Raw genomic sequence first — 22,068 nt, forward strand, 5'->3', positions numbered from 1 at the left:
CAGGGGGGTGCCAGCTATTGTAGCGGGCTTTAGCTATTTATCTAGTGAAAAAATCGCCAGAAAATGCGCTCCGCTGGCAACCTCTTTTTCCAACTGTTATTGTGGTGGGATTAAACGGTGTCACCACCGTCCGGAAAAAACAGGAGTTGTAAGCATGTTTACTGGTATTGTGCAGGGCACCGCCAAAGTGGTGTCCATTGATGAAAAACCTAATTTCCGTACTCATGTTGTTGAGCTGCCGGAATATATGCTTGAGGGCATTGAAACAGGCGCGTCGATTGCTCATAACGGCTGCTGCCTGACCGTTACCGAAATTAACGGCAACCAGATTAGCTTTGATTTAATGAAAGAGACGCTGCGCATCACCAACCTTGGCGAGCTGGCGGTGGGAGATACCGTCAACGTTGAGCGGGCGGCGAAGTTCAGCGATGAGATTGGCGGCCACCTGATGTCCGGGCACATCATGACCACCGCTGAAGTGGCAAAAATCGTGACCTCGGAAAATAACCGTCAAATCTGGTTTAAAATGCAGGATCCTTCATTAATGAAATACATCCTCTATAAAGGATTTATTGGCATTGACGGGATTAGCCTGACGGTGGGTGAAGTAACGCCAACGCGTTTTTGCGTGCATTTAATTCCTGAAACGCTGCAGCGCACCACGCTGGGCGCCAAAAAACTGGGGCACCGCGTGAATATTGAAATCGATCCGCAAACCCAGGCGGTAGTGGATACGGTTGAGCGCGTGCTGGCAGCAAAAGAAGCGGCGATAATAAAGACCGCCACAGAAGAAGAATAAAAAATAACCCCGGGCATCCGGGGTTATTTTTTAGCGTGCGACACGTAATCCGTGTTCAATCCCACGGCTGAATACCACCTGCCAGAGCTGAATATCCCGTGCGCGAAACGCCCCCGCGCAGGCATTCAGATAATAGCTAAACATCCGCCTGAATCGTTCAGAATAGTTGTCCGCAATCTCAGGCCAGGTTTCCTGAAAACGCGCATGCCAGGCCATCAACGTGGTGTCGTAATCCGCGCCAAAGTTATGCCAGTCTTCCATCACGAAATGGGGTTCACTGGCGTTGGCAATCTGGCGGACGGACGGTAAACAGCCATTCGGAAAGATGTATTTGTTGATCCACGGGTCGACGTTATTGTCGGTCCGCTTAGAGCCGATGGTGTGCAGCAGGAAGATACCGTCCGGTTTCAGATTCCGATCCACCACCTCAAAATAGGTAGCGTAGTTTTTCGGCCCGACGTGCTCGAACATGCCGACGGAAACGATCCGGTCAAACTGTTCGTTAAGATCACGGTAATCCTGCAGCCGGATATCCACATCGAGGCCCTGGCAGCGTTCCCGCGCCATTTTTTGCTGTTCCGCTGAAATCGTGACGCCGACGACGCTGACGCCATAGTGCTTCGCCATAAAATACGCCAGCCCACCCCAGCCGCAGCCGATATCCAGCACGCGCATTCCGGGCTGGAGCTGCAGCTTCTCGCTAATCAGACGCAGCTTGGCCTGCTGGGCCTCTTCAAGCGTCGACGCCTCTTTCCAGTAGGCGCAGGAGTACTGCATGAAAGGGTCCAGCATACGGCTGAACAGGTCGTTGCCAAGATCGTAGTGTTCTTTACCAACGATCCACGCGCGTTTTTTACTTTGCAGATTGAACAGTCGGGCAGAGGCGACGCGCAGGGTGTCTTTCAGATTGCGAGGGAGTTGATTTTCAAGACCGGCACGCAGCACGCTGGCGAAAAAGGTATCCAGACGTTCGCACTCCCACCAGCCGTCCATGTAGCTTTCTCCCAGGCCTAACGATCCCTCTCGCAGCACGCGTTTAAAAAAGTCGGGATGTTTAACCTGAGGATCGGATGGCGATGATCCATTGATAGTGATGCCTGCTCGACCTAACAGTTCACTGACGATCCGGGACCAGTTATCGTCCGGAACGCTGACTTCTTCTATACACGATGAACTCATAGCTTCTCCATCACCCTACTGTGATCAGAACCTTAAAACAGCGTAGACGCTTTTTTTGGTTTGTGAGAAATCTCACGGTAAATACCGCGAGGCTAATATCCGACGTAGAACAGAGGAAGGGAGATAACCCTTGCCGAAATGCCTTCCATGGTAAAACGGGAGCACTCCGGCTCCCGTTAACACTTAATATTTATCGTATTTAATCGAACCAAATTTAGTATAGGCCTCAAAATTTGGTGATTCAATAGAAAATTCTTAGCAACCTAATCACTGAAAATTAACATGATTTCTGGCGCAATCAGGCATGTGACGTTTCAACCTGAGCACTCTTTTCCTGCGCACGCTGCGCGGAGGCCTGCATGCGATAGCCCAACACCGCCAGCGCAACGGTCACCAGCATCACGCTGGTGGTGGTCAGGAGCGGCGTGGCAATCAGCGCCGATACAACCAGGCTTGCCAGGAAGCACAGCCCCAGCTGCAGGGTATTCTGCAGCGCGGCGGCGCGGCCTGTTGCCTGCGGGAAGGGACGCAGCGCCTGGGCTACAACGATAGGGTAAATCGCCCCGTTCGCGACGGCCATCACGCAGAAGGGGATCAAAATTTCGGCCAGACCGGCACCCGGAATAAAGCCAACGGCCCAGGTCCCGATAACGCTCAGCGCATACAGCACCAGCAGCCACGGCAGCATCTGCTGACCTTCCCACTTTTGCAGCGCCGCGCGACAGCCGTACCCGCCTACCAGGAACGCGATGGTCTGCGGAACATAGCTCAGGCCGATGGCTGCCGGGCTGTAACCCATATCGTGCAGAATGAACGGCGAGCCGGTGAGCCACGCGAAGAAGCTTGCCGAGCAGGCGGCATAGATCAGGACATTCCCGCGATACGCTTTGGTGCTGAGCAGAGACGTGAAGGTAATCGGCTTCGCGTCTGCATGCGCTTCTTTTTTATGCGCGGGCTTGAGGGCGAACGCCGGCAGCATCAGTACCAGGGTAATTGCAAACAGCGTGGCGAAAATGGCCTGCCAGTCGAAATGCGCGAGGATCCAGCTGCCCAGCAGGGGAGCGAGGGCCGGTGAGAGACCCACCAGCGGCATAATGGTGGCGAAAATACGGTTTGTGCGGTTAGCCGGGTAATAGTCGGTGACCAGCGCCTGCCATGTCACTGCCGCGGCACAGACGCCCACGGCCTGAATAAAACGCAGCACCAGCAGCCAGGTGGCATCGCGTACCCATAACATTCCCAGGCAGCCCACGGCAAAAATGGCCAGGCCCAGCAACAGCACCGGTTTACGACCAAAGCGATCCGAGAGCGGTCCCCAGAGCAGCTGTGCGAAGGCAAAACCGGCGAGGAATAAGCTCAGGCTGGCGCTGATGGCGGCAGCAGGCGTTTGCAAATCTTCCTGCATGGCGGCAAACGCCGGCAGGTACATATCGGTGGCCAAAAAGCCCAGCACGCTCAAGCCGCCGAGCCAGACTAAAAAACCGTTCCTGGGTTGCATTATTTTATTCTCCTGAGGAGGCAGGTATACATTGGCGCTGAGTGTAGGGAGTGCAAAGCCGCTTGTGAAACGCTAATATTTGGCGGGTGCATTCAAAAAATTTGCAGGCAGAAAATGTGGTCAGATTATTCTCTTGAAGTGGTCGATGCTGTTGCACGTAACGGCAGCTTCAGCGGTGCGGCGCAGGAGCTGCACCGCGTCCCTTCGGCAATAAGCTACACGGTGCGCCAACTGGAGGAGTGGCTGGCGGTTCCGCTGTTTGAACGGCGGCATCGTGATGTGGAATTAACGCCCGCAGGCGCGTGGTTTTTGAAGGAAGGGCGTTCTGTTATCAAAAAAATGCAGATCACCCGCGAACAGTGTCAGCAGATCGCTAACGGCTGGCGGGGGCATCTTTCCATCGCGGTGGATAACATCGTTAAGCCGGAACGCACCCGGCAGATGATCGTCGATTTCTACCGTCATTTCTCTGACGTCGAGCTGCGGGTCTCGCAGGAGGTGTTCAACGGCGTCTGGGATGCGCTGGCGGACGGCAGGGCAGAGATGGCGATTGGGGCTACGCAGGCGATCCCGGTCGGGGGACGTTACGCTTTTCGCGATATGGGGATGCTGAGCTGGAAATGCGTGGTGGCAAGCGACCATCCGCTGGCGGCGATGGAAGGGCCGCTCAGCGATGACACGCTGCGCAACTGGCCGTCGCTGGTGCTGGAGGATACGTCCCGTTCATTGCCCAAGCGTATCACCTGGCTTCTGGACAACCAGCGGCGGGTGGTGGCCCCTGACTGGGAATCGTCGGCGACGTGCCTCAGCGCCGGGCTGTGCGTCGCGATGGTGCCCGTTCATTTCGCGCGTCCGCGCATCGATACCGGAGAGTGGGTTGAGCTGACGCTGGAGAATCCGTTCCCGGATGCGGCCTGCTGCCTCACATGGCAGCAAAATGACGTCTCGCCTGCGATGGCCTGGCTGCTGGATTATCTGGGAGACAGCGAAACGCTGAACCGGGAATGGTTACGGGAGCCAGCATAGCTGGCCCCGTAAAGCGATTAACGACGGTAGTCGCGGAACGGACCGTCCGCAACGGAACGGCGTTCGATAAGACGCGGGTGAACTTCAATAGACTGCGACTCTTCGCGTTTGTTGACGATCCTGTCCATCAGCATGTTGAAGGCCGTTTCGCCCAGCGAATCTTTCGGCTGGTGAATGGTGGTCAGCGCCGGGGTGAAGAAACGCGCGTTACGCACGTTGTCATACCCGATCACGGAAATATCCTGCGGTACGCGCAGGCCCAGCTCGTCGGCAGCGCAGAGCGCGCCCATGGCCATAATGTCGCCCCCGCAGAACACGGCGGTCGGACGGTGCGGCTGGGAGACGATCTGCTGCATCGCGCGGTAGCCCGATTCCGGCTCAAAGTCACCCTGCACAATCCAGTTTTCCGGCACGTTGATCAACGCTTCTTCCATCGCTTTCATAAAACCGGCCAGACGGCCCGCGCCGGTGTTGCGCTCCAGCGGACCGGGGATCACGCCAATCTCGCGGTGGCCGCGTTCGATCAGATAACGACCGGCCATATAGCCGCCTTCAAAGGCGTTATCGATAACGGAATCGGTAAAGTCTGCGCGCGCTTCGCCCCAGTCCATCACCACCATCGGAATATGGCGATACTCTTCCAGCATCGACAGCACGGATTCCGGGTACTCGGAACACATCACCAGCAGGCCATCAACGCGCTTTTGCGCCATCATCGACAGGTAGGCACGCTGTTTTTCAATGCTGTTCCACGCGTTGCCCAGAATCAGGGTATAGCCTTTCTGGAAGCAGTTCTTTTCGACCGCTTCAATGATCTCGGCAAAATAGGCCGCTTCACTGCTGGTCGCCAGCAATCCAATGGATTTGGTGTGATTAACCTTGAGGCTACGCGCAACCGCACTTGGCGAATAGTGCAGCTCTTTGATCGCTGCCCAGACGGCGTTGCGCGTCTCTTCCGCCACAAAGCGGGTTTTGTTAATTACATGTGATACGGTTGTAGTGGAAACGTTTGCGCGTTTTGCTACGTCTTTAATTGTTGCCATTAAATGTCACTCCAGACCATATCCTAAGCTCCTGAAAAACTTGAAGGTAAACGTTTGCCTTCTCTCACCCTTATCTCGCAATCTTGAATTGCGGCACGCCGGGAAAACGACACGGGACGTCAGGAGGGGGTCAATGGCCGGTACGCTAATAAATTTAGCGTGGAATTTTGTCCTATCTTGATGAAAAGGGGAAGAGGTAAAGTGGTTATCAGTATAAATCCAGGAAGATTTTTGACGTAATCTGTGCAAAAATGAGCAAGCTCACTTTTCGTGTGGGGATTAAAAGGAGAAAAGTTGATGAGTTCCGATCTTAAGTTTTCGCTGTTCACCACCGTTGTTGTGCTGGCTCTGATTGTTGCGGCCGGTCTGACGGCTGCGCTGCACTGATTTACGCGGAGGGAGAGCCTTCTCCCTCCCGACTCCCCGGATTGTTACTTCTCTGGCAAAAATCTTTTGCCATTTTGTTAACTTCTCATTTTTTGTGATTGATGTCATGCTTTCTGCTTCTTTGTTCTGTGTCACCACATGACACGGCATCCGGAGTTGACGCATGAAAATCAATTATCCCCTGCTGGCCCTGGCGATTGGCGCTTTTGGGATTGGCACCACTGAATTCTCCCCGATGGGGTTACTGCCTGTTATTGCCCGCGGCGTAGATGTCTCTATCCCTGCGGCAGGGATGTTAATCAGCGCCTACGCTATCGGCGTGATGGTCGGGGCGCCGCTGATGACGCTTCTTCTTTCACACCGCGCGCGCCGCAATGCGCTGATTTTCCTGATGGCGATTTTCACCCTGGGCAACGTGCTTTCGGCCATTTCGCCGGACTACACCACATTGATGCTGTCGCGCATTCTGACCAGCCTTAACCATGGCGCGTTCTTTGGGCTGGGATCGGTTGTGGCTGCCAGCGTGGTGCCAAAACACAAGCAGGCGAGCGCCGTAGCAACCATGTTTATGGGGCTGACGATTGCCAATATCGGCGGGGTGCCTGCGGCAACCTGGCTGGGAGAAGCGATCGGCTGGCGTATGTCTTTCCTGGCGACGGCCGGGCTGGGCGTGGTTGCAATGGTGGCGCTGTTCTTCTCCCTGCCGAAAGGAAGCGCCGGAGAACGTCCGGAAGTGCGTAAAGAGCTGGCGGTGCTGATGCGCCCGCAGGTGCTCTCCGCGCTGCTCACCACCGTGCTGGGGGCAGGGGCGATGTTTACCCTCTACACCTATATTTCACCGGTACTGCACGATATCACCCACGCAACGCCTCTCTTCGTTACCGCGATGCTGGTGCTGATTGGCGTGGGCTTCTCGATCGGCAACTATCTGGGCGGGAAATTTGCCGACCGTTCCGTGAGCGGGACGCTGAAGGGCTTCTTAACCCTGCTGATCGTCATCATGGTTGCCATTCCGTGGCTGGCGCGTAATGAGTTCGGGGCCGCGATTGCGATGGTCGTCTGGGGAGCCGCCACTTTCGCCGTGGTGCCGCCGCTGCAGATGCGCGTGATGCGTGTGGCGCACGAGGCGCCGGGACTTTCATCTTCCGTGAATATCGGTGCGTTTAACCTGGGTAATGCCCTGGGCGCGGCGGCCGGTGGGGCCGTGATTTCAGGTGGTCTGGGGTACAGCTTTGTGCCGGTGATGGGGGCGATTATTGCCGCGCTCGGCCTGCTGCTGGTGATGATGTCGGGTCGTAAACAGCCTGAAGCAGCCTGCGCTGCGGAATAAACCAAAAACGCAGAAGGGCGAACCCTTCTGCGTGTCTCTTACGCGGCGAAGTTCTTCGCGACAAAGTCCCAGTTAACCAGTGCCCAGAAGTGCTCCAGGTAGTTCGGGCGCGCGTTGCGGTAGTCAATGTAGTAAGCATGTTCCCACACGTCCACGGTCATCAGCGGCTTAGCGCTGGTGGTCAGCGGGGTGCCCGCGTTAGAGGTGGACACGATAGCCAGTTTGCCATCCGCCTCTTTAACCAGCCACGTCCAGCCAGAACCGAAGTTCTTGATGGCTGCATCGGTAAATTTCGCTTTGAAATCCGCGAAGCTGCCAAATGCGGCGTTGATAGCGGTAGCCAGTTCACCGGCAGGTTCACCGCCGGCATTCGGCGCCAGGCAGTGCCAGTAGAAGGTGTGGTTCCACACCTGAGCCGCGTTGTTAAAGACGCCACCCTCTGAGCTGCGGACGATCTCTTCCAGCGTTTTGCCTTCAAAATCGGTGCCCTTGATCAGATTGTTCAGGTTGGTGACGTACGTCTGGTGATGCTTGCCGTAATGATATTCCAGGGTTTCCGCAGAAATGTGCGGCGCCAGGGCGTCTTTTGCATACGGTAGTGCAGGTAATTCGAACGACATTGCTTCTCTCCTTATTGTATTTTGTGTTGCCAATAACCACACAGACAACATGGACAGGATAGCAAATTGAAAGGGTATGCAAAAGAGGAACTTACCCTGCCACGGATGCGGCAGGGCAGGGGTTAGCGAATGGTTTTTGGCGTCATCACGCGACGCGCGCCGACGTAGTGGCGTACCCAGTAGTCTTCACTGAGAGAGGTGATCTGAATATCCTGGCCGCTACGTGGAGACTGGATGAACTTCCCGTTGCCGACGTACACGCCAACGTGGTCAGCCGTGCCGCGACCCTGAGTGCGGAAGAACACCAGATCGCCGTTTTCCAGCTCACCGCGGTCAACCGGTGAAGCATCGCGCAGGTGGTACATCTCATTGGCGGTGCGAGGAATGCGGAATTTGACAAGATCTTTATAGGCGTAATAGACGAGGCCGCTGCAGTCAAACCCGGTACGCGGCGAACTGCCACCCCAGTGATAAGGTTTGCCAATCTGCCCCATCAGTTTGTTCATCGCGGTTTTTTGCGCTTTCTGTACACGCACTTTATGCACTTCCGCTATTTTCGTGACCTTCGTGCATTTCGCCTTGTGGCCTTTACGCGTGATGCATTTTTCAGTAACGAGGTTAGCGGCGGTTTGCGAAGCTTTACTTTTAGCGGAGTGGGCAGTGCGGGAAGGTTTTGTTTTCGTCTTGCTGGAAGCGGTCTGTTTCGTCTGAGCCGGTGTTTTTTTCTTGTCGTTCTTAGCGGTGGTTTTTTTCTTACGTTCTGTGGCTTTCACCAGATGGTTTTTTTGTACAGCAGAATGCCGCGCCTGCTGAGAGGCGTTTGCCACTGGCGTGAAAGTGAGTGAAGTAAACAGTAAAGCACAGAGCGTGATCGAGATTTTATTTATCCGCGCCACTGGGCAGTCCCCTGATAAATGCAGGTCATCAATAATACCCGCGTGTGATTTACAAAGCCCGTCGATTCTAATCTATAAAAACCCAGAAAGTTAATAGCATTTTTCAATCTACAATCGTGTTTCGTTAGCAAGTGCAAAAAAATTCATCGTTCTGTCGTACATTTGCCCACTCCCTAAGCAAAACCCTGACCGCCGCAGGGGTAAACACCATTTGCAATGCAACTTTTCGTGACTCGAGGTAGAATGTATAAACGTGACAAAAATGTTATTTTCCGATGCCAGTCTGAACCGCTACAATGTCAGACGAATGCCGTAACAGAAGTTAAAGGAAGCAAGACATGAGCACCACTATTGAAAAAATCCAGCGCCAGATCGCTGAAAACCCGATTCTGCTGTATATGAAAGGCTCTCCGAAGCTGCCAAGCTGCGGCTTCTCCGCACAAGCGGTTCAGGCGCTGTCAGCCTGTGGTGAGCGTTTTGCTTACGTTGATATCCTACAGAACCCGGACATCCGCGCTGAGCTGCCTAAGTACGCTAACTGGCCGACTTTCCCACAGCTGTGGGTTGACGGTGAGCTGGTTGGCGGCTGCGATATCCTGATTGAAATGTATCAGCGCGGCGAACTGCAGCAGCTGATCAAAGAGACGGCGGCGAAGTACAAAACCGAAGAGCCGGACGCAGAGTAATTTTCTGCGCAAATAAAAAAGCGACCTGATAAGGTCGCTTTTTTTTATTCTTCGCTGTCGCCCATCGGCAGCGGCCAGCCGCCCAGACGCTTCCAGCGGTTGACGATCTCACAGAACAGCTCTGCGGTGCGCTCCGTGTCGTATAAAGCGGAATGCGCCTGCGTGCCGTCAAAAGGTATACCCGCCGTGATGCAGGCTTTAGATAACACCGTTTGTCCCAGAGCCAGGCCGCTCAGCGCGGCGGTGTCGAAGGTCACAAAAGGATGGAAGGGGTTGCGTTTGAGCGCGGCGCGCTCCGCGGCGGCCATGGTAAAGCTGTGATCGAAGGTGGCGTTATGGGCCACCATGATGGCGCGGCTGCAGTTACTCTCTTTCATGCCTTTACGCACCATTTTAAAAATGGCGTGCAGCGCATCATATTCACTGACTGCGCCACGCAGCGGGTTGTGCGGGTCGATACCGTTAAACGCCAGCGCTTCCGGCTGTAAGTTTGCCCCTTCGAAAGGTTCAACATGGAAATGCAGCGTGGTGTCCGGTGTAAGCCAGCCCTGTTCATCCATCTTCAGCGTGATGGCGGCAATTTCGAGCAGCGCATCGGTTTTAGCGTTAAATCCGGCTGTTTCTACATCAATGACAACGGGATAAAAACCACGAAAACGGTCGCACAGACCGCTAAATTGAGCGTTATCGGACATCAGGGTCTCTTACAAGGGGAAAAAGCAGAGCGCATTATGGCAAATTTTGCAGGGTGATGCAGTAAAACTACGGGCGCATGTTGCGCCCTGAGGGATCAGTTGCCCAGACCGCGACCCGCGTCTTTGGCTTCAATCAGTTCGATTTTGTAACCGTCGGGATCTTCCACGAACGCAATCACGGTGGTGCCACCTTTTACCGGACCCGCTTCGCGCGTAACGTTACCGCCGTTGCTGCGAATGCGTTCACACGCTTCGGCCGCGTTGTCCACTTCCAGCGCGATGTGGCCGTAGGCGGTACCCAGCTCATAGCTGTCTACGCCCCAGTTGTAGGTCAGCTCGATCACCGCTTCATCCGTTTCCGGGCCGTAACCCACGAACGCCAGCGAGTATTTGTATTCCGGGTTTTCGCTGGTGCGCAGCAGCTTCATGCCCAGGACGTTAGTGTAGAAATCAATGGAACGTTGCAGGTCGCCAACGCGCAGCATGGTGTGAAGTAGGCGCATAATTTCCTCATTAACCAATGGAATAGACTGTCTTTTTGAACAGAAACGATGTTTTAGTATAGCGGCGAAGTATCGCCGCTATCAATGAACAATGGCGAGATTACAGAGAAGGGTAGTCGGTGTAGCCTTCCGCGCCGCCGCCGTAGAAGCTTTCCGGGCGCTGCGGGTTCAGGGCCGCTTTTTTCTGCAGGCGGGCTACCAGATCCGGGTTGGCGATGTAGTCGCGGCCAAACGCGACGGCATCGATCAGCCCTTTGCCGATCAGGTCTTCGGCTTTCTCCGGGGTATAAGCCCCCGCACCGATGATCACCCCGTGGAAACGCTCGCGCACTTTCTGACGGAAAGCGTCCGTGTAAGGCTTACCGCCAGCCCAGTCCGGTTCGGACATGTGCAGATAGGCGATGCCGCGCTTAGCCAGTTCTTCGATCAGGTACAGGGCATCGGCTTCTTCGTTCGGACCGTTGTCGACGTTCTGGAAAGAACCGATTGGGGAGACGCGGATCCCTATACGATCCGGGCTCCACTCCTGGCATACGGCGTCAACCACTTCCAGCACCAGGCGAGCGCGGTTTTCGACGCTGCCGCCGTACTGGTCGGTGCGATGGTTGGACGACGGTGACAGGAACTGGTGCAGCAGGTAGCCATGGGCGGAGTGCAGCTCAATCAGGTCAAAACCGGCTTCACGAGCGTTGGCCACGGCCTGGCGGAAGTCGTTCACGATACCCGGAATTTCATCCAGCTCAAGCGCGCGCGGCATAGAGGTATCCACGCGGATCGCATTGCCGTTTTCATCACGCAGGGACGTACGGGTATTTGCACTCAGGGCCGAAGCGGAGACCGGAGCCTGGCCGCCAGGCTGAATGCTGCTGTGAGAGATACGACCGGTATGCCACAGCTGGACCGCAATGCGACCCTCTTCAGCGTGAACGCCCGCGGTGATTTTCTGCCATGCGGCGATCTGCTCCGGGCTGTGAAGACCCGGCGCACCCGCATAGCCTTTAGCCTGAGCGGAAATCTGCGTGGCTTCCGTGATGATCAGGCCAGAGCTTGCGCGCTGACGATAGTATTCACCCATCAGTGGGGTTGGGATGTCGCCCGGCTCATGCTGCGCAGGCGGGTAAGCGGAGCCATAAACACGCGGTTTGGCGCAGTGACGGCACCCACTTTTAAGGGGGTAAATAATTTTTCAGCTGACATAAAGACTCCTGAGTAGACCAGTCGACTAGTAGTTGGGTAAATAAAAACGCCTGTTAAATGCCAGGCGCAGTAATGCTGTTTTTCACATGTGCCAGCGCGCTTTCCAGCGGCACGGCACTGCGCGAAATTTTTGCCTGCAGGTTAGCTCCTAGCCAGAGCGCATATAACACCTGCGCCTGGGTTAACGGCTCGACGGAAAAGGCCAGCGTTTTTTCATCGCGGCCTTTCTCCAGCGCCTGGGCCAGCAGGGCGATAACGCCGCGGGCACCTTTATCCATCGCCGTGCGCATATCTTCAGAAAGATCGCACACTTCTGCAGACAGCTTAACGGTCAGGCATCCGCTGATAATGCCCTGCTGACAGAACTGGTTCAGCGTTTCCTGATAGTAGTTCAGAACACGATCCCGGTAGTTACCTTCACCCGACGCAAAGTGGGTCGCCAGGCGCTGGTGGTAGCCAGCATAATGACGCTCCAGCATCGCTACACCAAAAGCCTCTTTGGACCGGAAGTAGTGATAAAACGACCCCTTCGGTACCTCAGCGGTTTTTAAAAGCTCGCTCAACCCCATACCGGTAAACCCGCGATGCATGCAAAGTCGCTCGCCGGTTGCCAGTAAATGTTCGCGGGTATCGTGTTCAGTATTTCTGCTCATGGCCGCACTCTAATAGACCGTTCGGTCTAATGCAAGCGAGTTTACTGACGACATGCGCTCAGTATATCCAGCTGCGGTTGATAAACCGTTGATTTCACGTCCATCATACCCAATACGGTTGAGAATAAATTGTCCTGGGAAACCGCATTTTTTGCTGCATTGTCGCGCAAACACTGTTCGTTGACGCCAAAGTTTTTCGCGTAATCCGGTGACAGCCAGAACATAAACGGAATATGCGTTTGCTGCTCCGGCGCCAGCATGTACGGCGTGCCGTGCAGATAAATACCGCTTTCGCCCAGCGATTCACCGTGATCTGAGAGATAAATCAGTGCGGTGTTCATGCTCGACTGGCGCGCTTTCAGCGCATCAATGGTTTTGCTGACCATGCTGTCGGTATAGAGGATAGTATTGTCATAGGTATTGATCAGCGCCTGATGATCGCAATCCTGAATTTCATTGGTGTCGCAGGTTGGGGTGAATTTACGGAAGTTGTCCGGGTAACGGCGATAGTATGCCGGACCGTGGCTCCCCATCAGGTGGATAACCAGCACCGTATCTTGCTTCACGCCATCCAGCACGTTGTCCAGACGATAGAAGTTCACATCGTCAATACAGGATTTGTCTTTGCAGAACTGATCCAGCTGCCACTGCGTCATGTCGGTATGGGGCACGCGATCGCAGGCACCTTTACAGCCGCCGTCGTTGTCGCGCCACAGCAGGTTGATACCCGCATGCTTAAGCACGTCGAGCAGTCCCTCGCGATGGTGAGCCAGGTCGGCATCGTATTTGCTGCGCGTCATGCCGGAGAACATGCACGGAACGGAAACCGCGGTTTCGGTACCACACGAGGAGGACTGCGGGAAGTTAATCACGTCCTGCTTTTTCAGCTCCGGGTTGGTTTCGCGTTCGTAACCGTTCAGGGAGTAGTTTGCCGCGCGAGAGGCTTCGCCGACGACAAGCACCAGAACGGTTTTCTTTTGTTGGCCGGTAATCAGTGACCCTTTGTGGGCATCTTCACCAATGCGCACCAGCGTTTGATCGCCGGCAAACCAGCGCATTTTGCTGTACTTCACCACGGCGCTGACATAGTTCGCCGGGGTGACCATTTTGACGATGCTTTTGTTATTGCGGAACAGCGACGCGTAGTCTTTATAAAACAGCGCGGCAATCAGGATAATCACCAGCAGGGCGCCGAGCATCGCGGCAACGCGCGTCAGCAGCGCGTACCACCATTTTCCGGTACGAATCCGGGTCAATGCCAGCACCACGGAAGGCACGAGGCCAGCAATGACAATCCACAGAATCATCTGCGGGGTCACCAGGGCGGTCGCTTCCTGAGAGTTGGTTTCGAACACGTTCACAATCATGTTCTGATCGATCACCGCGCCGTAGGTATACATGAAATAGGTCGCCGCGGCGCATCCGATCGTCAATACAATCAGCAGCGGCTTGCGGAGATACGGGATGTTAAGCAGGCTAAAGACAATCACCCAGCCGCAAAACAGCACCAGCGGGACGGAGGCGGCAAAGAGGAAGTCGTGCAGATGCACTGGGCCGATAATGGCCCAGCTGCGCTGGATAAACAGCCCGTTCAGCAGAGTAAAAAAGAGTGCACAGCCCAGAGTAAATTTAATGTCGTTACATTGTAACTTTCTGATTAACCACATCGATCGGTAAACCCGTTATTGTCATGATGGGCCGAGTATAGAGAGGGAAGATTAGTGAAACCTTAATGCCACAAATCTGTGATACGGCCTTGCACGCGGCGCGATTAACGTCTTCACTGTAGGTGAGAGTAGCTATCGGGAGGTGAGTGTGGCAGAGCAGCTGGAGTTTTTCCCCATCCAGAGCCCGTGCCGGGGTATTTGTCAGGTCGATGAACGCGGATATTGCCGCGGGTGCATGCGTACCCGCGATGAGCGTTTTAACTGGCAAAACTTTAGCGACACGCAAAAGCAGGAGGTGTTACGCCTCTGCCGACAGCGTCTTCTGCGCAAAATACGCGCAAACAAAGCGGGTGAGACCGAAGAACCCCAGCAACCTTCACTTTTTTAACACGGTAATTGCGTATACTCATGACATTACGTCCTTGAGGAAAATGTTATGGTTCAGCGAATTACCCTTGCCCCCCAGGGGCCAGAATTCTCCCGTTTTGTGATGGGCTACTGGCGTCTGATGGACTGGAATATGTCCCCGCTCCAGCTGGCGAGCTTTATTGAAGAGCACCTCGATTTAGGCATCACCACGGTTGATCATGCGGATATTTACGGTGGCTACCAGTGCGAGGCCGCTTTCGGCGAGGCGCTTAAGCTGGTTCCGGCCCTGCGCGACCGCATGGAGATCGTCACGAAGTGTGGGATTGCCACCACGGCAAAACCTGAACATGCCCTCGGTCATTACATCACCGACAGCGCGCATATCATCAAGAGCGCCGAGCAGTCGCTGGTCAATCTGGCGACCGATCGTATCGACCTGCTGTTAATCCACCGCCCCGACCCGCTGATGGATGCCGATGAGGTAGCGGAAGCCTTCCTGAACCTGCATCAGAGTGGAAAAGTGCGTCACTTCGGCGTGTCTAACTTTACCCCGGCACAGTTTGCGCTGCTTCAGTCTCGTCTGCCGTTCACCCTCGCCACCAACCAAGTTGAGATCTCCCCGGTACACCAGCCGCTGCTGCTGGATGGTACCCTCGACCAGCTGCAGCAGCTGCGCATTCGCCCGATGGCGTGGTCCTGCCTGGGGGGCGGACGTCTGTTTAATGATGAGGAATTCCAGCCGCTGCGCAACGAGCTTGAAACCATCGCCCGCGAACTGAACGCGGAGAGCATCGAACAGGTGGTCTACGCATGGATCCTGCGCCTGCCGTCAAAACCGCTGCCCATTATCGGCTCCGGCAAAATAGAACGCGTGCGTTCTGCACTGGCCGCTGAAGAGCTGCAGATGACCCGTCAGCAGTGGTTCCGCATCCGTAAGGCCGCGCTGGGTTACGACGTACCATAAACCGCCTGAAGGTGACTTTCCGGTGAAATCTTTGCCCCTGGTATACACTTAAGGGGCAAAAAATAACCCGCGGAGGTCACTATGAAGCGTTTTGCTCTGGCACTGGTCACGCTGGTTGTTTGCGCAGGGGCGCAGGCAGCCAGTGACGAAGTGGAAATTAATCTCGTCACCGCACAGGGTGTGGGTCAGTCCATCGGAACGGTGAAAATCACTGAAACCGATAAAGGACTGGAGTTTGCCCCCAACCTCAAAGCCCTCCCTCCCGGTGAACATGGTTTCCATGTTCACGCCAAAGGCAGCTGTCAGCCCGCTTTAAAAGAAGGTAAACCGTCTGCGGCGGAAGCGGCAGGAGGGCACCTCGATCCGCAGCATTCCGGCAAGCATGAAGGCCCGGATGGAATGGGGCATTTAGGCGATCTGCCTGTGCTGGTGGTGAATAACGACGGTAAAGCCACCGATCCCGTCGTCGCGCCGCGACTGAAAAAGCTGGATGAGGTGAAAGGCAAGGCGCTGATGATCCATGTCGGCGGCGACAATATGTCCGATCGGCCTAAACCGCTTGGCGGTGGCGGAGCACGCTATGCGTGCGGCGTGATCTGATCTCCAATCGTTCCCGGTGGCGGTGCCTGTTCCAGCTGCGAGAGCGAGCAGTGCAGGCGCCAGATTATCGAGGCCAAATCACGGGCTGCGGGCAGATGATGCTGTGCCAGCGTATCGCAGATCCGCTGCAGTTCATTCAGCGTGGCTTCCAGCGGCCGCTGCTGGACACCGCGCTCGCTCATTACATCGCGCAGCAGGGAGATGCAAACATCACGAACCTGCGACAGCGGATCGGAACGCGTTTCCCACTCGCGAAGCTGCCAGACCACGTGCGAGCAGTTCAACAGCACCACGCCCCAGCGCAGCAGCCAGCGCCGGGACAGCGCGTCCTGGCTGTTATTCAGCTGGCTGACGTGATGATAGACCAGCGATTCATACTCGTTTTCGCTCAGATGCGGTTTACGGCTGAGCTGGTCGACAAACCCTCTGCGTAGCTCCCGGATATGCCTGCGGCTCTTGCGTGCATCGGAGCCGGGACGTAACACCGCGAAAGCCAGCCACGCCAGCCCCACGCCCAGGATCTTCGCCAGGTTGTCATTGAGAAAATCGGCGTAATCATAAACCGGTGGATTCGTCACGGAGATAAACGAGCCCATAAAAACAATCAGCTGTCCCCAGAGGCCCGCCAGCTTAGGCATTTGCAGCTTCAGAAGCTGCATGGTGGTTAACAGGGGAAACAGGAACAGCAGGAACTGCCACAGATCGCTTATCTGCACCATCAGGCCAAACTTCACCACGAAGCTGAACAGCGACAGCAGCACCAGCGTGCGCAGCAGCAGCGTAAGCGAGTTGAACGGCGAGGCCGCGACGGAATAAAGCACGCAGCTGATGGCGGCAAGCGTAAGGGCCGCCGTACCGGACTCCCACTGCGTGGTAATGCTCCACGCCCCCACCAGCATCAGCGCACAGAAGGTGCGAAAACCGCTCCACAGCGCTTCCAGATAGTCGGTATGGCGCGCAAGTGCCGGGCTGCCGGGGACGTTGAACTCCGTCAATGGGGTCGCGTTTTCGACGGCCGTAATCCAGCGGCTGCTGCGCAGGTACAGCCGACAAAAGTAATTCAGGCGCTGCCAGAAGGCGCGATGGCGGTAGTCGTACTCATCAACCGGGGCGAGCGGGGCGATAATCCGCGCTACGGTGTAAATGTCCGCATCCGGGCGCGCAAGGGCCGCGAGCAGCGTTTCAATCACGGCCCGGGTATTTTCAGGCGGCGTCGGCCAGTTGAGCAGCATCCGGCGCAGGCTGGAGATGGCGCTGGTCATGCGCAGCTGCTGGTGCAGCAGATAGTTAAGCAGTGTGTTCTGGCGGCGAAAGCGGTAGTGGCTCCAGAACGCCTGAATGCGCAACAGATTCATCGTCAGGATCTGTCCGATAACCTTTTCATGCGCGAGGCGGATATCGTCGCTGGAATCCGGTTGCCACAGCAGGCTCGCGTGTTCCAGTAATCGGGTATGCATGGTTTTTAGCGCGGTGATGAGCGCGGTGCCGTCGGATGTGCTGGGGAGGATCATCATCATAAAGCCGCCGCTGAGGATCCCGACAATCACTTCACAGACGCGCGCCTGGGCAATATCCCACAGCTCGGTGGTGTCGAGCACGTTTACCACCGGAAAGGCGATGATGGCGGCGGTATAGCCCGCCAGCTGAAACGCGTAGGCGACGTTATTGGTAAAATGGGCGCAGGCCCAGGTACAGCACCCCAGCCATGCCGCCATGCTCAGCATGAACAGCCACGGATCGTTCAGCGTATGGCCCGCGATAATTAACGCCGCGGTGGCGCCCAGCAGGCTGCCCGCGATGCGGCCAAGGCTTTTACTGATCACTCCGCCTACCGTCGGAAAACTGACCACCGCCGCAGACGTCATCGCCCAGTAGGGCTCATCCAGGTTAAGGTAATAAGCCACAGTCAACGCAAGACACATGGCAATGCCGTTACGCAGCGCGTAGCGCCACTGGGGACGCGTTGCTTTCATCCACGGCGTGTTTTGCCAGGAGAGACCCTGCAGCTTCATCACCGGTTTCCGATGGAGACAGTGCAGGTGGTGCCGGATACCAGGGTAATGTCCTCCGGCAAGCGGTCAAACTCCACGCGAACCGGAACGCGCTGGGCCAGACGCACCCAGGGAACGTTCGGCTTTATGTCCGGCACCAGGCCTGAATCCGTTTCAACACTCTGATCGTAAATGGCGCGGCCAATGCTGGAAACGTGACCCTGTAACTTTTGAGGGCCGCTGTAAAGCGTTATTGCGGCTGGCGAACCCTCGCGAATATGCCGAAGCTTGGTCTCTTCGAAATAGCCCACGACGTAGAAGGAGTGGCTGTCGACGAGGGCGAATATCGGTTGTCCCGTGGTGGCATAATTCCCCACGCGGGCCGAGAGGTTGGTCACCCATCCATCAACAGGTGCCGTAATCACGGTTTGGGTCAGTTGCCACTGCGCTTGCTTCAGCGTCGCCTCCGCCACGTTGACGCTAGCCTGCATCGCCTTAACGTTGATATTGGCGGTGTCTAAATCTTCCGCTGAGATGTAGTTTTGCGACAGGTGGCGGCGGCGGTTGGCCTCGTTGTTGGCCTTTGCCAGATCCGACTGGGCTTTTGCCAGCTGCGCCTGGGCGTTCAGGATCGCAATGTGGTACGGGGTGTCGTCGATGCGGAATAAAATGTCTCCCTTTTTGACGAACTGGTTATCCTTAACCAACAGGGTCGTAATACTTCCCGATACCTGAGGGGTAATGCTGACCTGCTCGGCGCGGACTTTGCCGTCACGCGTCCACGGCGACTGCATATAAAAATTCCACATCCACCAGCCCGCAACCAGTGCGAGGGCAAGGACAAACAGGGTGGAAAAGTACTTTAGCGTTTTCAGGAACATATTCACCACACAGTCAAAACGGCAAGGCCCAGGCATACGGAAAGGGCAAACAGGGAAAGATCCATCAGCATGGGATGCCAGATTTCGCCGGAGTACATCCAGTCGCGAAGCAGACGATGCGCGATGAGCCAGAGGATAAAGCCCACCAGAACGGCCTTAAACAGGGGAGGAAAGTAGACTGACGCACCGAAGATCAGGTCCTGAAGGGGTAAACCCCCTGAGCGATGAAAAAACGTCACGGGCAGAAATCCTTTGCAGTGAACAGAATGCCGCGTTGGCTTGTCTTAGTATGATGAAGCATCATAATTCAGTGTAAGTCATACTTTTAAGTTCGATGAATGCAGTATTGCATTTGTTTTGGCAATACAAATGCTGCACACTATTCTAAAATCAGTATAATAACTTAGCAAGCTAATTATAAGGAGATGAAATTGGAATCGCCATTAGGTTCTGATCTGGCAAGGTTGGTACGCGTCTGGCGTGCTCTGATTGACCATCGCCTGAAACCTCTGGAACTCACACAGACGCATTGGGTCACGCTGCACAACATTCATCAGCTGCCGCCCGAACAGTCGCAAATTCAACTGGCAAAAGCGATAGGGATTGAGCAACCGTCGCTGGTGCGCACGCTTGACCAGCTGGAAGAGAAGGGGTTGATCTCGCGGCAAACCTGCGCCAGCGATCGTCGCGCCAAGCGGATTAAACTCACCGAGAAAGCGGCGCCTATCATCACGGAAATGGAAGCCGTGATCACTAAGACGCGCGGTGAAATCCTGTCAGGCGTTTCACCGGCGGAGCTGGAAATGCTCATCAGCCTCATTGGGCGCCTTGAGCAAAACATCCATGAGCTACAGTCGCGCGACTGACAAACAACAAGGCCTTGCAGCAGCAAGGCCTTTTTTTTACTTAAAGACGACAACGCGGTTACGGCCCGTCTCCTTCGCTTCATACATCGCTTTGTCGGCATTTTCCACGCACGTTTCTGCGGCTATTGCGGGTGACGTTGCCGTAAATACCCCCATGCTGATGGTGATTGGCTCCGGTAGTTGACCGCCGCTGCTGGCGTTATCGAAGCTGCTCAGATTTAACCGTATGCGTTCCGCCACCTGATACGCCGCGTCTGATGAGGTGTTGGCCAGCATCAGAACAAACTCCTCACCACCGATACGGGCCGCGATGTCCTGGGGGCGCACGGAATCCATCAGCAGATTAGCGACAAACTGCAGGACCTTGTCGCCCTGAAGATGCCCGTAGGTGTCGTTGATACGCTTGAAGCGATCGAGATCGCTGACGATGACGGAAACCGGACGGCTGGGTTTGGCGATATCCAGCGCCTGCTTTAATGTTTCATAAAAATAACTGCGGTTATACAGGCGCGTCAGCGGATCGCGAATGGAGTTCTGGTAAGACTGCTGATACTTAACGTGCGAGTCGCGATACAGCCTGAAAACATCGTAGAGCAGAACAAAAATGATCATCAGCGTGGCGACGGTTTCAAATAAGCGAGCGCGATACCAGGAGACATCTTCAACATGTCCACCCACTAACAGCATTGAGAGCGTGACGATATAGCAGACGCACAGAAAATTACCGCCCACCCAGAATAAGTTGCGTATGCGCGTAATAAACATCAGCGTGGCTAATGTGACCACCCAGAGTGCAATCAATGCAATATTAATAAAGTGGCTCCAGAGAACCATAAACTCACGGGTTTCATTATCAACAAGATCAATGGATAAAAAGGAAGAATGACTGGAATACATCCAGGCCAAACCTACTGCAAAGACGGTAAAGAGAAACTCGCCGCTCACAATAGCGATATGCGCCAGCCGCGAAAGGGGACAATTGCGCGTGGTATAGAGTATTGCCGAAACGATTATTAGCACCGCCATTAAGAGATGGCGGAACATATAGAAAATCATCGCATCGTTGTAGTTCACCGCGTTGAACTGATAAAGGTCCAGCCAGGCGGGAAAGCTGCACAGCGTTCCGACCATCAGCGATGCCGACCCGGCAAAGGCAAAAGCGAGCGATACCAGATACAACCGTTTTCGGTCACACCAGTATTTCATTGCCATAAAACAGGCAATAAACAGATCAAACACCAGTAAAAAAATGGTGAGCGTAGGGAACAAGTGAGACGAAAAGGTAGGAACCCATTCGGCAATTTTTGAAAACAGGGCGTGTAATATGCCGATAACAGCAATACAACCTAGACAGAACGAGATATAACGGCCCTTTAAAGAACGGCGATTCGCAAACATATATGGTTTTAATGACTTTATAATGAATTAGGGGAGGGTATTGCGGAGAGTGTAATCAATTAGCACGCTAAATACTTTGCGCAGAAACAATATATGGCGTGGTTAATAATGGGTGGGGTGAATGTATTTTGTAAATATATTTGTGGGAGTGATAAATAATGTAAATGGATGTGGCCTGATGGCCACATCCATTTTTAATTAACGTGGTGAAACGGTCACCTGACTTCCGTTGCTTGCCAGAACAACGCGCTGGCCTGCAGAGAAGCGAGTGCTGCCTTGTTTCTGAACAACCATGATCGTGCTGCCGTCGTCTTTACGAATTTCCAGCTCTACGCCCTGGGTTTTGTTCATCGCACCCTGAACGCCCTGGCCGGCTACGCCACCCGCAACGGCGCCTGCGGCCGTTGCCAGAGAGCGACCAGTGCCGCCGCCGACGGTATTACCCAGGAAACCACCCAGAACGGCACCGCCGATTGCGCCCATCACGTTGTTTTCATCACCGCCCTGGATCTGTACAGGGCGTGCGTTAACAACGGTACCGTAAGTCACGTTCTGAACCTGTTTCGCTTCAGAAGCGCTGTAAACGTCGCCAGAAAGTGAACTGTCATTCACACAGCCAGCCAGAGTTAAACCAATCAGCGAAACGCCCAGTACACGTAAAATCATTTGAATCTCCTGTTCACCAAAAACGCCCGATTGGGGGCATCCGTTATGGCTAAATTATATGGCATAAGGGGCCATAGTTCATATCTTTGCACTAACAATAAGAAAATTGTACTTGAATTTGACTTAACGAGACATAAACAGGATCCGCCCGTGT

23 protein-coding genes and 1 pseudogene are annotated in these 22,068 nt (G+C 54.9%); 9 read left to right on the forward strand and 15 right to left on the reverse strand.

Going from position 1 to position 22,068, the window contains the following annotated elements; translation table 11 throughout:
* The first annotated feature begins 154 nt into the window (after positions 1-154).
* Complete coding sequence (locus IM317_RS09745) at positions 155-799, forward strand: riboflavin synthase (RefSeq protein WP_033145316.1); 645 nt, start codon at positions 155-157, stop codon at positions 797-799.
* A gap of 30 nt (positions 800-829) precedes the next feature.
* Here IM317_RS09745 and cfa read toward each other — a convergent pair whose 3' ends face one another.
* Positions 830-1,978, reverse strand: a complete 1,149-nt coding sequence (cfa, locus tag IM317_RS09750) for a cyclopropane fatty acyl phospholipid synthase (protein WP_023335428.1) — start codon at positions 1,976-1,978, stop codon at positions 830-832.
* 298 nt (positions 1,979-2,276) lie between these two features.
* Entirely contained in the window at positions 2,277-3,476 is a 1,200-nt protein-coding gene (gene punC / locus IM317_RS09755; protein WP_033145317.1) for a purine nucleoside transporter PunC, read from the reverse strand.
* A gap of 114 nt (positions 3,477-3,590) precedes the next feature.
* Here punC and punR point away from each other — a divergent pair, with 114 nt between their 5' ends.
* A complete protein-coding gene (gene punR / locus IM317_RS09760; protein ID WP_023311350.1) occupies positions 3,591-4,502 on the forward strand; it encodes a DNA-binding transcriptional activator PunR in 912 nt (303 codons plus the stop codon).
* Between the two features lie 17 nt (positions 4,503-4,519).
* Here the strand turns inward: punR and purR are convergent, their stop codons facing one another.
* Complete coding sequence (purR, locus tag IM317_RS09765) at positions 4,520-5,545, reverse strand: HTH-type transcriptional repressor PurR (RefSeq protein ID WP_023335431.1); 1,026 nt, start codon at positions 5,543-5,545, stop codon at positions 4,520-4,522.
* A gap of 297 nt (positions 5,546-5,842) precedes the next feature.
* Here purR and IM317_RS09770 point away from each other — a divergent pair, with 297 nt between their 5' ends.
* Positions 5,843-5,932 carry a YnhF family membrane protein gene (locus IM317_RS09770; protein ID WP_008500596.1) on the forward strand — a complete coding sequence of 30 codons (90 nt, stop codon included), beginning with the start codon at positions 5,843-5,845 and terminating at the stop codon, positions 5,930-5,932.
* Between the two features lie 163 nt (positions 5,933-6,095).
* A complete protein-coding gene (locus tag IM317_RS09775) occupies positions 6,096-7,262 on the forward strand; it encodes an MFS transporter (RefSeq protein ID WP_033145318.1) in 1,167 nt (388 codons plus the stop codon).
* 38 nt (positions 7,263-7,300) lie between these two features.
* On the opposite strand, the gene sodB is transcribed toward IM317_RS09775, so the two are convergent.
* A complete protein-coding gene (gene sodB, locus IM317_RS09780; protein WP_023311353.1) occupies positions 7,301-7,882 on the reverse strand; it encodes a superoxide dismutase [Fe] in 582 nt (193 codons plus the stop codon).
* A gap of 122 nt (positions 7,883-8,004) precedes the next feature.
* A complete protein-coding gene (locus IM317_RS09785; RefSeq protein ID WP_023311354.1) occupies positions 8,005-8,778 on the reverse strand; it encodes a C40 family peptidase in 774 nt (257 codons plus the stop codon).
* A 338-nt stretch (positions 8,779-9,116) separates the two neighbouring features.
* Between IM317_RS09785 and grxD the strand changes: the two genes are divergently transcribed.
* A complete protein-coding gene (grxD, locus tag IM317_RS09790) occupies positions 9,117-9,464 on the forward strand; it encodes a monothiol glutaredoxin 4 (protein ID WP_003832760.1) in 348 nt (115 codons plus the stop codon).
* Positions 9,465-9,508: 44 nt separating this feature from the next.
* On the opposite strand, the gene rnt is transcribed toward grxD, so the two are convergent.
* From rnt to eptA, 5 genes and pseudogenes are all read right to left on the reverse strand, one after another.
* Positions 9,509-10,159, reverse strand: a complete 651-nt coding sequence (gene rnt, locus IM317_RS09795) for a ribonuclease T (protein WP_023311355.1) — start codon at positions 10,157-10,159, stop codon at positions 9,509-9,511.
* A 95-nt stretch (positions 10,160-10,254) separates the two neighbouring features.
* Complete coding sequence (gene gloA / locus IM317_RS09800) at positions 10,255-10,662, reverse strand: lactoylglutathione lyase (RefSeq protein WP_013096923.1); 408 nt, start codon at positions 10,660-10,662, stop codon at positions 10,255-10,257.
* A gap of 100 nt (positions 10,663-10,762) precedes the next feature.
* Positions 10,763-11,859, reverse strand: a pseudogene (locus IM317_RS09805) (alkene reductase).
* Positions 11,860-11,912: 53 nt separating this feature from the next.
* Positions 11,913-12,512, reverse strand: a complete 600-nt coding sequence (locus tag IM317_RS09810; RefSeq protein ID WP_033145319.1) for a TetR/AcrR family transcriptional regulator — start codon at positions 12,510-12,512, stop codon at positions 11,913-11,915.
* Positions 12,513-12,553: 41 nt separating this feature from the next.
* Entirely contained in the window at positions 12,554-14,179 is a 1,626-nt protein-coding gene (gene eptA, locus IM317_RS09815) for a phosphoethanolamine transferase EptA (protein ID WP_033145320.1), read from the reverse strand.
* A 148-nt stretch (positions 14,180-14,327) separates the two neighbouring features.
* On the opposite strand from eptA, the gene IM317_RS09820 reads away from it, so the two are divergent.
* The 3 genes from IM317_RS09820 (at position 14,328) to sodC (ending at position 16,112) form a co-directional block, all read left to right on the forward strand.
* On the forward strand, positions 14,328-14,567 hold the full coding sequence (locus IM317_RS09820) for a DUF1289 domain-containing protein (protein WP_008500587.1): 240 nt from the start codon (positions 14,328-14,330) through the stop codon (positions 14,565-14,567).
* Positions 14,568-14,615: 48 nt separating this feature from the next.
* Positions 14,616-15,512, forward strand: coding sequence for an aldo/keto reductase family oxidoreductase (locus tag IM317_RS09825; RefSeq protein ID WP_032657749.1), 897 nt, complete (start codon positions 14,616-14,618; stop codon positions 15,510-15,512).
* Positions 15,513-15,593: 81 nt separating this feature from the next.
* Positions 15,594-16,112 carry a superoxide dismutase [Cu-Zn] SodC gene (gene sodC, locus IM317_RS09830; protein ID WP_033145321.1) on the forward strand — a complete coding sequence of 173 codons (519 nt, stop codon included), beginning with the start codon at positions 15,594-15,596 and terminating at the stop codon, positions 16,110-16,112.
* Here sodC and IM317_RS09835 read toward each other — a convergent pair.
* The 3 genes from IM317_RS09835 to IM317_RS09845 are packed head-to-tail and all read right to left on the reverse strand — an operon-like array spanning position 16,091 to position 19,223.
* Positions 16,091-18,124, reverse strand: a complete 2,034-nt coding sequence (locus IM317_RS09835) for an FUSC family protein (RefSeq protein WP_033145322.1) — start codon at positions 18,122-18,124, stop codon at positions 16,091-16,093. The two genes, sodC and IM317_RS09835, sit on opposite strands and share 22 nt — an antisense overlap.
* Positions 18,124-18,984, reverse strand: a complete 861-nt coding sequence (locus tag IM317_RS09840) for an HlyD family secretion protein (RefSeq protein WP_033145323.1) — start codon at positions 18,982-18,984, stop codon at positions 18,124-18,126. The genes IM317_RS09835 and IM317_RS09840 overlap by 1 nt, the downstream gene beginning before the upstream one ends.
* A gap of 2 nt (positions 18,985-18,986) precedes the next feature.
* Positions 18,987-19,223 carry a DUF1656 domain-containing protein gene (locus IM317_RS09845; protein ID WP_033145324.1) on the reverse strand — a complete coding sequence of 79 codons (237 nt, stop codon included), beginning with the start codon at positions 19,221-19,223 and terminating at the stop codon, positions 18,987-18,989.
* A gap of 186 nt (positions 19,224-19,409) precedes the next feature.
* Between IM317_RS09845 and slyA the strand changes: the two genes are divergently transcribed.
* Positions 19,410-19,850, forward strand: a complete 441-nt coding sequence (gene slyA / locus IM317_RS09850) for a transcriptional regulator SlyA (protein WP_033145325.1) — start codon at positions 19,410-19,412, stop codon at positions 19,848-19,850.
* Positions 19,851-19,886: 36 nt separating this feature from the next.
* Here the strand turns inward: slyA and IM317_RS09855 are convergent, their stop codons facing one another.
* Both IM317_RS09855 and slyB read right to left on the reverse strand, forming a co-directional pair.
* Positions 19,887-21,248, reverse strand: coding sequence for a GGDEF domain-containing protein (locus tag IM317_RS09855; RefSeq protein WP_033145326.1), 1,362 nt, complete (start codon positions 21,246-21,248; stop codon positions 19,887-19,889).
* Between the two features lie 198 nt (positions 21,249-21,446).
* The gene (slyB, locus tag IM317_RS09860) at positions 21,447-21,914 is read right to left on the reverse strand and encodes an outer membrane lipoprotein SlyB (protein ID WP_008500578.1); all 468 of its coding nucleotides are present in this window, start codon (positions 21,912-21,914) and stop codon (positions 21,447-21,449) included.
* Positions 21,915-22,068 lie beyond the last annotated feature (154 nt).

Source organism: Enterobacter cloacae complex sp. S3, assembly GCF_014930495.1.
Lineage (GTDB): Bacteria > Pseudomonadota > Gammaproteobacteria > Enterobacterales > Enterobacteriaceae > Enterobacter > Enterobacter asburiae_B.